Source organism: Niastella vici, assembly GCF_002077945.1.
Lineage (GTDB): Bacteria > Bacteroidota > Bacteroidia > Chitinophagales > Chitinophagaceae > Niastella > Niastella vici.
Window position 1 is genome coordinate 333684 of sequence record NZ_LVYD01000042.1, and the last position, 16083, is coordinate 349766.

Consider the following 16083-nt stretch of genomic DNA (forward strand, 5'->3'; position numbering starts at 1 on the left):
ACTACTGTATGGGAAAATGTACCATCGCATTCCATCAGGGCACCAACCGCGTTTCATAACCGGAATAAAATGTATCCAGTGCATTTGGCGCCGGTTTGTAAAAGGTCCTGAACTGGAATGAGCTTCCTTTTGTATAAGCCGGCAACACGGTTACACTATCTGCCAGGCTTTCATGTTTTTCAATTTGCTTTCGCACCACACCCTGCATATCGGTATAAATAATTTCCTCGCCGATGACATCGGTGCCAACACCAAACCATTTAACAGTTGCTGTATTGGCAGCGCCATCAAATGTTCCGCTTTTTATTGCCCGGTTCACGAGCTGGTTTATATATTTTTCTCCATATACCGTTCCTATTACATCAGTCTTTACCGACCGGTGGCCGGCATTATCATATGAATAAATATAAAAGGTATAGGTGCCTTCAGCCAGTTTAGGAAATGAAAACCGTACGGTATCAACCCCCGCCGTTCGTTGCACTGATCTTTCAGCTGAATCGGCCTGCCCACTGACCTCCCAAAATACTTTCACTTTACTGATACGCGGGTCTGAGATCAGCAGCATCGATAACCCCATACGGTTGTTACCGGGATATGCTTTTATTGAATCTACCTTTGCGGGATAAACGATTTCGCCATCTTTAATAAAATCATCATACGTGTCGTCCATTTTACTGCAGGCAAACAGCACCATGCAGCATACGGCCACTACGACGGTATTATATTTTTTTACACGCATACTAAATGTTTAGCTGGTAAGCTGGTTAAAAAAATGGTTAAGGTGGGTCGCCCTCTAAAAGAGCAGCTCACCATTATCAGGGTGAGTCCGCCTCAAAGGCAGCTCCACCCCTTTACTTCTTCTGCCCCCATAACGAAAGCTCAAACAGGTGAAAGAACCCGGTATAGCCATCAATAGAACCCCAGCTGTCAATATTCTTCCAGCCAATATAACGAACCGGCGGTACGCCATTCGGGAATTCATATTCCTGCCCATTGGTGGCCGCATCTGTATCTTCATTGGAATTCAGCCCCACATCCCAGCCTGAAGGTTTGGTCATTACCCATTCGCCGAGCTTTACCCAGCCCACATTGGGATCAGTGTTATTGGGGTTGGTGCTTACCACACCCGGCTTATTGGTTCCCCATATTTCCCACTGATGCGGATTGCCGTGATTGAAAATAAAACTACTGCCGGTGCGCTGCCATACCTTGAACCGGCTGAGCACAAATTTTGCGGCGCCGGTTTTATCGAGGTCAATCGGTATCCATACCGGCAGATCATATTTCTCTTTTGTATGGAACATGCTGGTCACATTATCATCGTACAGGTTTTTCATTTGATAGGTGCTGTTGTAATCCACGGCATTCGCTATGGGTAACCCTGAATTAGGAAGCGGATCAAACTGCGGAATGTATTTGGCATAAGTGGTGCGCACGTCGTTGAATTTGGTTTTATCCAACGCTTCTTCGTAAATAGGCGTGATCTTAACCCGGAGCGTATCACTGTGATTATCCCACCTGTCACGTACATAAATACCCCAGGTACGTTCAACCGGCGGGAATCCCCGCACATTAAAGGCGCCCTGCTTCATGCTGGTATAATTAAAATCAGCGTGCTGCCAGTCGCCCACCGAATCAAGCACCAGCACTTCAAATACAATGCTGGCCGAATCAACATTCGTGTATTTCACATTAATGCCGCCAAACGTTGAATCGGTCTTTATCGATTTGAATACATTAACGATGGGTGGTGTAAGGGGTTTTATGGTCACCGATACGGGCTCCGACTTTACCTCGCTGCGGCTTACCGCATACAGGTCAACCACCCGTTCCTGCGTATCGCCAAAGCCATCGACCAGTAATTTGTTCTGGTACATCGACATCTTTACTTCCTTCTGCACGCCCTTCAGCGTATACACCGCTTTTACATACAACAGGTTTTCGTTACCTGGTAATGTATAGGAAATTAATGCAGCGCCGGCCAGGTTGGTAACCTTCGTGTTGCTAACCGGGTCGGGTTTTGAGCCATCTTTCGAAAGCGGGTTCCGGTTATCTTTTTTACAGGCAGCCATTGCAATGGTTACCAATAGCAGGCCGGTTATACTATATTTATGGGTTGTCATTTGAAATAGTTTATGGTTATAGAAGAGTGACACTCACCAACCGGGGTTCTGCACCAGTTTTTTATTTCTAAGGATCTCGTCCTGATCAATGGGCCAGAAATAATCGCGCAGCTTAAAGGTCTGCGTCCATTGCACCACCGGTTTATAATAAGCGGCAGGGTCCTGCTGCTCGGTGCTCCAGCCTTTTATAGGTGCATTCAGCACAATATGGGCTTCGCGCCATCTTCTCAGGTCCCAGAAGCGTTGTCCCTCAAAAGCCAGCTCAATCAATCGTTCCTGGTGAATAATGTCGCGCAACCCCGCTTTTGTCGTGTACCGGGTGGGTTGGTTCGAAAAATTATCCCACGAATACGCTACGGTGGGCAAACCGGCCCTGTCCCTTACTGCATCGATCCAGCGGAACGTTTCGGGCCCGGGGCCGTTCACTTCATTCAACGCTTCTGCATATAACAGGTACAGATCGGCCAGCCTGATCTCGGGCCAGGGATACGGGGTTTGATTACTTCCGGTGACATTTCCGTCAGCAGCGCCGGCTGTACCCATGCTGATCAGCTTTTTTATCCAGTAACCCGTAACCGAAAAATTACTTACACCCTGCCGGGCTGCGAACTCCGCTCTTCTTGCTTTTACATAAAGCATATTGTTGATGGAATAGTTATTTACCCAATTGCCGAACCAAACGCCCCGGTCAAAAGCCAGGTCGGCATAAAAACGGGGTTCGCGGTCGAAGTGCAGCTTAACAGTTTGCTCGTTCTTTTTGATATAGAAAGTATCAGCGCTGGTTGCGGTCTTTAATTGAAAGCGGCCGGCATAATCCCAGGTTTTATCTTCGGTTATAGGCACCCCGTTCCTGGTGTAGAACAGTTCGGCCATTTTAATGGGCGGGGCAAGTATTCCTTTGGGGCCGCTGCCGCTCACGGCGCCACTGCCCAAAATGGGCATTGTCCAGCGTTGAAGATCGGTAGCCCGGCTCGATGTATTGGCCCAGATCACTTCGGTATTAAAATCCTTTTCTGTTACGGCCATGCGAATACTGAGCTGCGTTTTGATGGTATCATTAATGATCCAGCTTGGATTTAAAGCGGGGTTGTATCGTTGCAATGAATAAAAATTGCTTTGGCAAAATTCAATGGCTTCCTTACAGGCGGCAACAGCTGCTTCCCATTTTTTTGCATCGGCCACCGGATTTATGAGGGGAACGCCGCCGCCTTTTTCATCGGTCTTCAACCCGGTAAAATCACTGTTGCCATTAAACAACGGACTGGCAGCGGTCACCAGCACTTTTGCTTTCAGCGCCAGCACAATGGCTTTGGTGATCCTTCCCAATTCGGTTTGCTCGGTACCTACGATCTTGGCCGGCAGCGCATCGTTGGCAGCTGCTTCATCGAGCAACTGAACAATATAGCTGAAACAACTATCAACATGTTCGCGGGGCACCTGCACCTGTTCGGGTGTGCTGCCCACATCGAGATTGGTTCTTATGATGGGAATGGGGCCATACATGCGCACCAGGTAAAAATGGTAGTAGGCTTTTAAGAATGTTACTTCAGCCTTCCATCGTTCCCTTTCAATCAATTCCATATCCCTTACTTTATCAATATTGGCCAGAAAGATGTTGCAATCGCGTAAAGCTGTAAACAGTTTTATGCCCTGGTTCTTTCCGGTCCAGAAGCTGCCATAGGGATTGCCCACATTCTGCATCCCTCGTGCAATGTTCCAGAAGTCGGCGTCCACATCGCGTATGGGGTCCATATACCATACTTCATCACCCGCGTTAAAGGCGGGATTGTCGTCCATATCGCCATGCTTTGGCATGTAGGCATAACAGGTGAACAGGAATTTTTCGGCTGTACTGCGCTGCGTAAAGGCATTGTCAATGGTTCCCACCTGGTCAGGTACCACATCGAGGTATTTTTTGCAGGAACCTGCGCTTATTAACAACCCTAGTGCTATTGGTATTATAAGATTTTTCATCAGTGCTTTTTAAATGTTGAACACCGGTAAATAGTTGATGTTGGTTACAGGCTTACCTGTATACCCATATTGACGACCTTTTGTATGGGATAATTGAGGCCATTGCCGGCCAGTTCGATATCCCATAGCTTAAACTGACTGAAGTTGAGCAAATTGGTGCCGTTTGCGTATACCCGCACGTTGTCGATATGGATCCTGTTGGTAAGTTTTTTAGGAAATGTAAATCCCAGCTCCACCTGCTTCAGCCGCAGAAAAGCGCCGCTTCGCATGAACCAGGTGCTTGTTTGACTATTATTTCCATTCAGTGTGGGGCTTAGGCGCGGCCATAACGCATAGAGGTTTCGGTTCTCTTCTGACCAGTGATCGTCGGCATAGGCTTTCAACAACTGGTTCTGCAAAATATATCCGGGCAGTTCATTATCGTCATACCGGTACGAAACAAATGGCGCAGTGGCTCTTACATCTATAAAGAAAGAACGGCGGGCCGTTCCCTGGAAAAAAGTAGACACATCAAGTCCTTTGTATTTGGCCGAAACGCCAAACCCGTAAGTGATCTCCGGTGTAGTGGGAAAACCAATGGGCACCATATCCAGCTTATCCACTACCCCATCGCGGTTAACATCGCGGTATTTAATATCGCCGCCTTTGTAATCGCCGAAAGTTTGGGTGGGCGAATTCTTTACTTCATCATCATCTACAAACAGGCGCTCGGCTATATACCCCCAGGGTTGTGAAATGGGCGAACCGGTCCTGTTGAGATAATACAGGTCGGGCCCATACTGCAACGATTCGTTTTTGTCGAGCCGGCTGCGTGCGTAGGTGAAATTACCACGGGCCTGAATGAGAAAGTCTTTTCCAAAATTTTGCAGGTACTCAACCGAAACATCTATTCCCCGGCCCGAAGCTTCGCCCACATTGGCCTTGGGTGCATTGTTATCGAGATTTACCTGCAAGCCCAGCGTATAGGGTATGTACGTACGCGCCATCAAAATGTTATACCGCTTTTCGGTATAATACTCGGCAACGATATCCCATTTGCCAAACAAACTCAGCTCCATGGCATAGTTGGCTTTGCGTGAAGTTTCCCAGGTAATATCGCGGTTCTCGTAGCGGTTTATAACAATGGTATTGCGGGTATAACGGCCATCGGTACCAAAGGCGGGATTATTGGTTGTACTGTTCAGGTTCACATCACTCAGGTAATAGAACCGGTCATCGGCGCTGCCGATCTCATCATTTCCTACAAGGCCATACGTTGCCCGCAGCTTTAACTTATTGATGGCCGATTTATAGGGTTCAAAGAATTTTTCATTGCTAACATACCAGGCCATCCCCACTGAAGGGAAAAATCCGAAACGTTCGCTTTTATAAAACCGTTCGGAACCATTATATCCGAAATTGAATTCGGCATAATACCGGCTGTCGAACGAATACGTAGCGCGGCCCGATACGCCCATGTTTCGGTAAGGCAATGATTTTTGCAGCGTTTTGGTATCACCTTCCTGTTTGCTGCGGGCGGTAACAACCAGCAATCCGCTGAGCCCGTGTTTATCAATGGTACGGGTATAGTTAGCGGCGCCTTCAAAATAAAAATTGGAGGTCACGGTTTTATCACCCCCCTGCGGAGCGCCCAAATAATCGGTTCCTCCCTGCGGCACAACACCAGTGCCCACCTGGTCGGGATTGATGACCGTTAACTGGTAGGTATTGGCATATTTATCATAACCGGCTGCCGCATAATAAAACGGATTGTACTTGCGCGATACATCAAAATAAGAAGACCGGTTGATATTGGTGAACGCCCGTACTGCAAGACCCGGCGTAACAAAGGAAAGGTCCTGCTTTACTTCAAACTGGGCGCTCATCAACGATTTGTTATAGTCTTTATAGCCAGAGACCATGTCTGCATAAGGGTTCACATAATTTCCCTTATCGTAATTGCCAAACATGATATGGTTCACAAACTGGTGCGCTGAATCAACGGGATACCAGGCTGGAAATAATACGGGGCTGGTGCGCATTACTTTTTTATACAAACCCGAACCACCATCAATGGGACCGTTATAATCATCGAAGGTGCCATACAGGCGCACCATTACATCGGTTGTACGGGTAACCTTCAACCCTACGTTCGAGCGCAGGTTATAGGTTTTGAGGTTGATGTTGTTATTGAAATTGTTGCGCTTATCAACCCGTAAAACACCATTATCCTGGGTGAAGGAACCTGCCAGAAAATAGTTCACGATCTGTCCGCCACCGCTTACACTGAAGTTACCGCGGCGATTGGATGCCTGGTTCCTGAATAACATGTTCATCCAGTCAACTGCCGGGAACATCTCCTTATTTACACCGAGTTCGGTATAATCGATCTTGCTTTGTGAATAAGGCAGCGGCGCAAGCGGGTTCCGGGTCAATACCGATTCCTGGTGCTGTTTCAAATAAGTGACGGGGTCAGCCAGCTTTACGGTTTGGGTAGGTTTTGAAATGGAGTTTTCGAACCGCACATACACTTTTGCCTTACCCTGCTTGCCTTCCTTGGTAGTTATAAGTATAACTCCATTGGCCCCACGCGCTCCATATAAAGCGCTGGCCGTTGCATCTTTCATAATAGAAAAGCTGGCAATGTCATCGGGCTGAATGCGGGCCAGGTCGGTTGCCGTGTATTCGACCCCATCAACAAGAATAAGCGGCGATGTTTTGTACCCAAATGTGGTTACGCCACGTATGAAGAATGAAGCATTGTCCTGCCCGGGCTCGCCGGTTGTTTGATAAGCAATAATACCGGCCATCCTTCCGGCCAGGGCCGTTGTGAGATTACTGGAAGGAACTTTTAATTCTTCAGGACTGATGGTGGTAACAGAACCAACGATGTCCCGTTTCTTTTGTTTTCCATAGGCAACCACCACTACATCATTCAATGAGTTGGAGGCACGCTTTAACTGAACATTGATGATCTCCTTTCCTTTCACCGGTATTTCCTGGTTATCGTAACCAACCATGGAAAATACCAGTGTAACATTCCCATCGGGGACCGACAAAAGATATTTGCCGTTGAGATCGGTGGTGGTTCCAATGCCAGGCTGGTTTTTTACAAAGACCGAAACACCTGGCATTGCGCCGGCCGAATCGGTAACAGTTCCCCTTACTTCACTGGTATAATAAGTAGTGGGGCCTGAATTAAGATGTGCAATGGGTGGGCTCGAAAAAGCTGTGTACACTGTAGGTTGTTGTGCATAAGCGCCATACAAGGTGAATAACTGACAGCAAAAAGCTGCAAGCCACCTGGTTGGGGCGGGGCAAGTCGGTTTCATAATCGTTAGTTTGGTAGCAGGGTCTTTAAACATTACCAAATTAGCAACTACCATCACTAACCGGAGTCCTTAAATTAGCATTATATTAAACTATCTTACCAACAGATCAATGTGCGTGAATGCTGAATGGTGCTCTTTTTCAAACTATACAAGTTTACCTGTATTCCATCGCATGCATTTCCTTATTTATTGTAAATCAAACACAGCATGCGCATAAACCCAGGCCCCGCATACGTTTCATGAAACCGGCATTCCCGGATTATGAACTCAATATAAAGCTGGCCAACCCTGGAGACTGATCCGATATGAAAGCAATAGTTTGGTTGTTTGTCTTGTTCCTGTGTTGCAATTGTTTTGTTGCCCATTCGCAACAGCAACAATTACGGTTTGAGCATCTGGGCATAAATGATGGACTTTCTCAAAGCAATGTGACCTGCATTTTGCAAGACAGCAAGGGCTTTATGTGGTTCGGCACAAAGGATGGCATCAATACCTACGATGGCTATCAATTCACTGTATATAAGAACAATGCCACTGACAGCAACAGCCTAAGCCATAATTTCATCAAAAATATTATTGAAGACGACAAAGGCAATCTTTGGATTGCCACCTGGGGCGGCGGCGTTGACCGGTTCGACCGGAACAGAAAAAAATTCACCCATTACAAGTACCAGGCAAACAACGCCAACAGCATCGCCGATAATTTTATCACTTCCCTGCAGTTTTCCCCCGATGGTATTTTATGGATTGGCACCCAAAACAGCGGACTCAACCGGCTTGATACCAAAACCGGTTTGATCACCAGGTATGTTTTCAATGGCAATGACCCCAATAGCATCAGTGATAATTTTGTAACAACGATCTATGAAGACAGCCGCAACCGCTTATGGGTGGGCACTTTGCGCAACGGACTGAACCTGTTCAACAGAAAGACAGGCGTGTTCACCCGGTTCCGCCAAAACCAAAATGACGCGCATTCATTAGGGAGCAACGCAGTGGTGCGGCTTTTTGAAGACAGCCGCCATCGCTTGTGGATCGGCACCATGGGCGGGCTCGATGTAATGGAGAATGACCTGGCCCGGTTCCGCCATTTTAAAAATGACCCGGCCAACAGCAACAGCTTACCTATTAATGTGGTATTCGCCCTGGCCGAAGATGATGCACATAATATCTGGATTGGAACAGAGAATGGCGGACTGAGCATCCTCAACCCCGAGACCAGCGTTTTCTCTACTTATACGCAGGATGATATCGATGACCGCAGCCTTACCAATAATTCCATTTATTCGGTTTACCGCGACCGGCAGGGAAATATGTGGGTAGGTACTTACAACGGCGGCATCAATTTACACAGCAAAGGATTTAACTTATTCGTTCACTACCGCCATAGCAGTATGCCCAACAGTCTTAGCCATAACAAGCTGCTTGGCATTTGCGAAAGCACCGGCGGCGATATCTGGTTAGGGACCGACGGCGGTGGGTTGAACCGGTTCAACCCACGCACAAAACAATTCACCCGGTTCGAACACCAGACCGGAAAGGCAAACAGCATTTGCGGCAATGTGATCATCAGCCTTTATGGCGATAAGGATCACAATGTATGGATGGGCACTTACGGCGAAGGCATTACGGTTTTCAATGAAAAGAACAATACCTACAAATACCTGAAACATGAAGCCAGCAATGCCAATTGTTTGGCCGGAAACAATGTATGCGCCATTTTTCAGGATGCCGATAAGGAGATGTGGATCGGCACTTATGGCAATGGGGTTGACAAATACAATATTAAAACCGGTAAATTCACCAACTACCGCTTTGACAGTACCAACAGGAACAGCGTCAGCAATGACCGCATTGTAAACATTCTCCAGGATAGCAGGGGTTATATCTGGGTCGGTACTTTTGAAGGCGGCATTAACCGCTTCGACAAAAAAACAGGTCTGTTCACCCGTTTTACCCATAACGACAACAGCAGGAGCATCAGCAGCGATCAGATCACGTACATCTATGAAGACCGGTATAAAAATGTGTGGATAGGCACCCATTTCGGATTGAACTGTTATACCCCATCTACCAACCAATTCACGGTGTATACCATGCGCGATGGATTGCCCGGCAATATCATCGAAGGCATTGCCGAAGACAACAAAGGAAATTTATGGTTGAGCACCAACTATGGCATCTGCCGGTTTAATCCCATTACCAGGGCCTGTAAAAAGTTTTCTGTGGCCGATGGGTTGCAATCGAATGAATTTACCGGAACTTCTGTGCTGAAAAGCCGCTCGGGCCATATCTATTTTGGGGGCGTAAACGGCTTTAATGAATTTTACCCCGACAATATTCACCCTGAAGTATATGATGCGCCATTGATCTTTACCGGCTTTCAGATCTTTAATAAAGAAGTGCCGGTGGCCGATGAGCACAACCCAAAATCACCGCTCACCCAGCCGGTGAGCGAAACAAAAGCGATTACGCTTCCCTATTCAAGCTCTGTGATCTCATTTGATTTTGTATCCCTGAATTACACCAGCAAAGACAAAAAACAATATGCTTACCGCCTGAAGGGATTTGATAAGAACTGGAATTTTGTAGGCACGCGGCATTCGGCAACATATACCAACCTTGATCCCGGAAAATATGTACTGGAAGTAAAAGGATTGAATAGTGAAGGGGAATGGAGCAGTAAGTCCACTTCCATTCAGCTAACTATTTTGCCACCGTTCTGGCTTACACTGTGGTTTAAACTATTATGCGTCATCGGCGCTGCCGCCTTCATTTTGATGGTTTACAAGTACCGCGTACGCCGCATTCAGGCACACAACGCGGCGTTGGAAGTACAGGTGCAGGAACGCACCAGGCAGCTGGCCCAGTCAATTAATGAAGAACGCAGCGCCCGGCAGGATGCAGAGAAAGCCCATGCCGAAGCAGAAAAAGCCAATAAAGCCAAGAGTATTTTCCTGGCTACTATGAGCCATGAAATACGTACACCCATGAACGGGGTAATTGGTATGGCGTCGCTGCTGGGGCAAACCCCGCTCAACGACGAACAGCGGTCGTATACCGAAACCATTAAAACCTGTGGCGAGAACCTGCTTACCGTTATCAATGATATTCTTGATTTCTCGAAAATAGAATCAGGGAAACTGGAACTGGAAGAAAAAGAATTTGACCTTCGTACCTGTATAGAAGAAGTGCTCGACATGTTTGCGCCCAAGGCAGCACAAATAGGGCTCGATCTTGTTTATCAGATAGAATGCAATGTGCCTTACCGCATCACCGGCGACAGTTCCCGCCTTCGCCAGATACTGATCAACCTGGTGGGCAATGCCATTAAATTCACGCATACCGGTGAAGTGTTTGTACGAGTATACCTGATGGATAATCGTACAACCGATACCGTACGATTAGGGTTTGAAGTGCGCGATACCGGTATTGGCATACCGGAAGATAAGCTCGAACGCCTGTTCAAAGCCTTTTCGCAGGTTGACTCTTCTACCACCCGCAAATATGGCGGCACCGGTTTGGGTCTTGTCATTTGCGAAAAGCTCATTAAACTGATGAGCGGTTATATTGAAGTGGAAAGTAAACCCGGCCAGGGCTCTGTATTCGCATTTGCCATTACCACAAAAACGGCCAGCCAGGACGTACCCAATGAAACCATTATGAACCTGGGCGATGTGGAAGGGAAACGCTTACTGGTTGTTGACGACAACGCTACCAACAGAAAGATACTTAAGGTGCAACTGGAACAATGGAAACTGCACCCGGTAATGGCCGCTTCGGGCAACCAGGCGCTTGAATTACTGAGCAGCGGTGTGGTGTTCGACCTGGTGCTAACCGACATGCACATGCCCGAAATGACCGGCATCGAGCTCGCCGGGCACATACGTTCGCGCTTTCCTCAGCTGCCTGTTATGTTGTTAAGTTCTGTAGGCGATGAGCTAAGCAGGGAACAGCGCAACCTGTTCAGTTTTGTTTTAACCAAGCCCATCAAACAACAGATATTGTGCAAACATATTCTCAGCACATTCAGTAAAACCGCCAGCGTGGTGATAGAAAAAGAAACTACTGATCAGCAATTATTACAGGCGGAGTTTGCAGAACAATATCCATTGCAATTATTACTGGCCGAAGACAATCCATTTAACCAGGCGGTGGCCACAGCCATTCTGAATAAGCTGGGTTATCAATTCGACCTGGCCGAGAACGGCGAACAGGTGCTCGGGAAACTGCAACAAAAAACTTATGATATTATATTGATGGATGTGCAAATGCCTGAAATGGATGGACTGGAAGCTACCCGCCTCATCAGGAAAACGCATACAGGCCAGCAACCCGTGATCGTTGCCATGACGGCAAATGCGATGCAGGAAGACAGGGAAGATTGCCTGCAGGCCGGTATGAACGATTATTTAAGCAAACCGGTGAACCCCGACGACCTGGTGCTGATGCTGAAAAAATGGGGCACAAAAGCTTTACATGCGCTGCAGGACCGGGCGTGATGCTGGTCAATGGTGAATGGTCAATGGTGAATAGCTCGCGATATTTGAAATTAATAACTGATCCTGCGCCGCCAAAATTTATTGCCCATTGCCCATTGACCATTGACCAAATACGAAGGGCCATCCCGGCGAACCAGGACAGCCCTCATACCCCTCCGGGCTACTAATCATTTATGGACATGGGAGGAGTTGTACATTGACCGCCGAAGCCGCCAGCCGCGGAGAATCCGGCGAGAGCTTGGATAAGGCATGGCAGAACAGGATAACCGGTTACAGGTCTAAGATAACCCGGTCAAGGTTTTTTTTTACCCCTTTTGTCATTACCGAAATGTTGCGTGTGCGCTAACGTAAAGATCGCCTTATAGTCTACATCCAACAGATCACTGATCTTGTACAATTCAGCTAACGTAAACTGATCAACGTTGGTGATCAATCGCGTCATCCGGTTATTGTTAGTACCCAGGTCGTGAGCCATAATAGTTTTTGGAACATGGGTAAAGATTTCCTTAAATTCGGTTATGTGTCTCCCCTCAATCAAAAATTTTACAGCTTTATATCGTGGATCTCTTTCCATTTACCAAAGAAAAAAAACAAATTCAATTGAAATTGCATAAAGGATGGTTTGTACTTTCTTTGTTATAACATGAACTTTTTTCGGTTGCGGTCATAACTAATTTCATTACGATCGGTACAGTGATCATCCCCTCATTAACTGTTACAAAAACCGCTCAGCACCTGCATTTTATCAGTATCATTCCCCTGTCTGCCGTTGTAAGAACCGGAAGCGGATCACTCATTTCAAAAAGTTATCCACTAAATTTATTAGTACAAATCTACTAATATTCTTAGTATTCTCGTACTGCAATCAAACAAATAATTATGGGTTTCCCGTCTCCGGCAAAAGATTACCAGGAGGATGTCATCGAATTATCCCAATACCTGGTTCAGCACCCTACCGCTACCTTTTATTTCCGTGTATCAGGCGACAGTATGATCAATGCCTGTATGCCGCATGGGGCCCTGCTGGTGGTTGACCGGTCAATAAAACCCGTCAGCGGCATGATCGTGCTGGCGGTGGTAAATGGCGAATTCACCGTGCGCCGCATTGTTCAAACCCGTAAAACACTGGTGCTGCACCCTGAAAACCCTGCTTACAAACCATTGGTAGTCACCGAAGAAATGAATATGCAGGTATGGGGCGTTGTAACCGCCGTGGTAGTTAAGTATAAATATGATAAAAATGATCGCGTTGGTTGACTGTAATAATTTTTACGCCTCGTGCGAACGGCTTTTTCAACCCCGGCTGCAAGGCAGGCCAGTGGTGGTGCTCAGCAATAACGACGGCTGCGTAATTGCGCGGAGCGACGAGGCCAAGGCATTGGGCATTGAAATGGGAACGCCTTCCTTCCTCATTGAGGCCCTGCTGCAACAACACAACGTATCAGTTTTTTCCTCCAACTATACGCTTTATGGCGATCTGAGCGACCGGGTCATGACAACCCTGTCGCAGTTTGCCGATCAGCTGGAAGTGTATTCAATCGATGAGGCCTTTCTCAACCTTACTGCCTTCCGCCATCATAATTTAACCGAATATGCCCATAACATCCGCAATACCGTACTGCAAAATACAGGCATTCCTGTTTCCATAGGTATAGCGCCTTCCAAAACACTGGCCAAAATAGCCAACCGTTTAGTAAAGAAAAGCAACAAACAACTAGGTGTGTATTGTATTGACACCACCGAAAAAATACAATTCGCCCTGCAGCAAACCCAGGTAAAAGACATTTGGGGTATCGGCAGCCAGTATACGAAACTGCTCGCGAAAAACGGCTTTATCACCGCCTGGGATGTATCGCGTGCCCCTGAAGCATGGATCAAAAAGAACCTGTCGGTTGTTGGCCAGCGTATGTACCATGAGCTCAAAGGCATTTCATGCATTGCTTTTGAAGACATGCCGCCCAAAAAGAAAATGGTATGCGTGGCCCGGGGATTCGGCAAGGTATTAAGCGAGCAACACGAGGTAATGGAAGCGCTGGCCAATTTTACCGCCATGGTAGCGGCTAAGCTGCGCAGTGAGCAGCTGGCCACCAACACCATCCAGATCTTTGTACAAACAAATGCCCATCGCAGCAACGAGCCGCAATATTTCAGGTCGCTCACCATACAATTGCCGGTAGCCACCAACAGCACCAATGAACTTATACAACATGCGAGGCAGGGCCTTGAAACCATTTACCGGCCAGGTTATAATTATAATAAAACAGGCTGCACCGCTATGGAACTGATCCCCGAGGCCGAAATACAAAGTGGTATCTTTGATACAGAAAACCGTGGGCGTAATTCGCAGCTGATGCAGGTGCTTGATAAAGTGAACCGGTCGTTCGGGAAAAATGCCGTGCGGCTCGCCCTGCAGGGATTTAGTACGAAGTGGAAATTGCGGCAGCTGAAATTATCCCCCTGTTATACCACCCGCATTGAGGAAGTGCTGACAATAAAAATCTGAGCCATGCACAATCCGTTTGTTTTGCTCACCACCCGCCTGCTCGAATCGCTCATCAAAGCGGGCAACACCTTCTTTGTGCGGCAAACATACAATCGAGGCAAAAACCCGTTGGACCCACTCAACAAAGCCGCATTTTTATTCACGCATTATACTGATTACAGCCGCGCCAAAACGCATTACGATACGCTCGACAATGACCCCAATAAATTCCTGTATAATATTCATGAAGCAGAACACTACGAAAAATTATTCATTGCAGCCGGTCAGCCCGAAGGGTTTCATATTTTCAGCCCGCTGGTGCAGCAACCCTGGAAGCCCACGCCGGCCATAGCAGCAAAGATCCGCACATACATTAGTCAAAAAATGAATTGGACGCCAGGCAGGAATGACAATGTGAAAGCCGATCTTTTTGTTCAGTTTGGCGAACTTTTCATTACTTTGAAGTATGGGATCCATGAGGTAAAATTACCGCTTGCAGACATTGAAAATTTTTGATGCATGTGTTACGATATATCTTTTTCATCGAACATTCAGTTAATAACAGATTATTTGCCCGACCTGGTTGTTGATCCGCAATTATCGATCGGTTTTGATTTTGATATGGCCATTCACGTAATGGCGCAGGCTTACCGCAAATATCCGGTCATTATTGCTGAGGACGATACCGCGGGCGCGCGGTATAAATTAATGCCGTTCGAGTGGGGTGTAATAGCCGATTACATGAACACGCCGGAAAAGATAAAGCAAAGCCGTCAGTACATGTGCAATGCGCAAAGCGAAAAGATCATCAATGACAAAAAATCGTTCTGGAGAAGGATCCGGGCAAAAAGATGTCTCATCCCCGTCACAGGTATATATGAACACCGCGAAATAAAAGGCTGGAAAAATAAAGTGCCTTATTTTGTACGCCTCAAAGAACGGCCCATGTTCTGCATTCCCGGTTTATATTATTACAGCCCCATTCCCGATGTGGAGACCGGCGAAATAAAAGGCACCTTCACGCTTATTACCCGTTCTGCCAATTCCATCATGAAGCAGATCCATAATGGCGGGCCGAATGTATTCCGCATGCCGATGTTTTTGCCCAAAGAACTGGAATTAAAATGGTTAGAACCGGGATTGACCGATGAAGCCATTCAACAGGTACTTGATTTTGAAATGCCTTCTGAGGAAATGGATTACTGGCCGGTGTTCACCATCCGTTCTACCAAACCCCGCCCCGATGGCCTGGAAAAAACAGCGCCGTATGCCTGGCCCAATTTGCCCCCGTTGGGTATTGATGAAAGTACGGAGCAAAAAAACCTGTTTTCATAGTAAAACTACTGGAACCCCTTATTGAAACAATAATATAAATAATTACCCGTTCTTTATTTCTCATTACGGGAAAGAAGCAAGCGCACTGTGGATAGGCAAGAAACCGGAAACTGAGTACAGATCATTAAATACACCCATTTACACCCGGCCTGTAAGGTGAACAGTGCGGAACACATCGGCTTATGAAGAAAAGTACAATTCGATTGCACACGCCGTATTTCCGCTCCCATCTTAAGACTTACCAGGCCGTATTTCGCGGTTTATTACGATCGGAAAAATACGGATCAAAATAAATATTCACTGTTGATATCATTTGAAACCGGTATTTGTTGAATAGTAAAACTTTTTATATTTTT

10 protein-coding genes are annotated in these 16083 nt (G+C 46.8%); 5 read left to right on the top strand and 5 right to left on the bottom strand.

What is annotated here, in order from left to right; all coding sequences use genetic code 11:
• Positions 1-34 precede the first annotated feature (34 nt).
• From A3860_RS12610 to A3860_RS12625, 4 genes are all read right to left on the bottom strand, one after another.
• Positions 35-739: a DUF4998 domain-containing protein gene (locus A3860_RS12610; protein ID WP_081147059.1), complete on the bottom strand. Its 705-nt coding sequence runs from the start codon at positions 737-739 to the stop codon at positions 35-37.
• A 112-nt stretch (positions 740-851) separates the two neighbouring features.
• On the bottom strand, positions 852-2123 hold the full coding sequence (locus A3860_RS12615) for a DUF4959 domain-containing protein (RefSeq protein WP_081147060.1): 1272 nt from the start codon (positions 2121-2123) through the stop codon (positions 852-854).
• Positions 2124-2156: 33 nt separating this feature from the next.
• Complete coding sequence (locus tag A3860_RS12620; RefSeq protein WP_081147061.1) at positions 2157-4097, bottom strand: RagB/SusD family nutrient uptake outer membrane protein; 1941 nt, start codon at positions 4095-4097, stop codon at positions 2157-2159.
• A 44-nt stretch (positions 4098-4141) separates the two neighbouring features.
• Complete coding sequence (locus A3860_RS12625; protein ID WP_081147121.1) at positions 4142-7408, bottom strand: SusC/RagA family TonB-linked outer membrane protein; 3267 nt, start codon at positions 7406-7408, stop codon at positions 4142-4144.
• Between the two features lie 305 nt (positions 7409-7713).
• On the opposite strand from A3860_RS12625, the gene A3860_RS12635 reads away from it, so the two are divergent.
• Positions 7714-11910 carry a hybrid sensor histidine kinase/response regulator gene (locus A3860_RS12635; protein ID WP_081147063.1) on the top strand — a complete coding sequence of 1399 codons (4197 nt, stop codon included), beginning with the start codon at positions 7714-7716 and terminating at the stop codon, positions 11908-11910.
• 292 nt (positions 11911-12202) lie between these two features.
• On the opposite strand, the gene A3860_RS40530 is transcribed toward A3860_RS12635, so the two are convergent.
• A complete protein-coding gene (locus tag A3860_RS40530; protein WP_143774067.1) occupies positions 12203-12385 on the bottom strand; it encodes a helix-turn-helix transcriptional regulator in 183 nt (60 codons plus the stop codon).
• 401 nt (positions 12386-12786) lie between these two features.
• Between A3860_RS40530 and A3860_RS12645 the strand changes: the two genes are divergently transcribed.
• The 4 genes from A3860_RS12645 to A3860_RS12660 are packed head-to-tail and all read left to right on the top strand — an operon-like array spanning position 12787 to position 15727.
• A complete protein-coding gene (locus A3860_RS12645; protein WP_394334791.1) occupies positions 12787-13167 on the top strand; it encodes a LexA family protein in 381 nt (126 codons plus the stop codon).
• Positions 13142-14413: a Y-family DNA polymerase gene (locus tag A3860_RS12650; protein ID WP_245843532.1), complete on the top strand. Its 1272-nt coding sequence runs from the start codon at positions 13142-13144 to the stop codon at positions 14411-14413. Before A3860_RS12645 ends, A3860_RS12650 begins: the two co-directional genes overlap by 26 nt.
• Positions 14414-14416: 3 nt before the next feature.
• Entirely contained in the window at positions 14417-14908 is a 492-nt protein-coding gene (locus A3860_RS12655) for a hypothetical protein (RefSeq protein WP_081147067.1), read from the top strand.
• Between the two features lie 3 nt (positions 14909-14911).
• Positions 14912-15727 carry an SOS response-associated peptidase gene (locus A3860_RS12660; protein ID WP_081147068.1) on the top strand — a complete coding sequence of 272 codons (816 nt, stop codon included), beginning with the start codon at positions 14912-14914 and terminating at the stop codon, positions 15725-15727.
• The last annotated feature ends 356 nt before the right edge of the window (positions 15728-16083 follow it).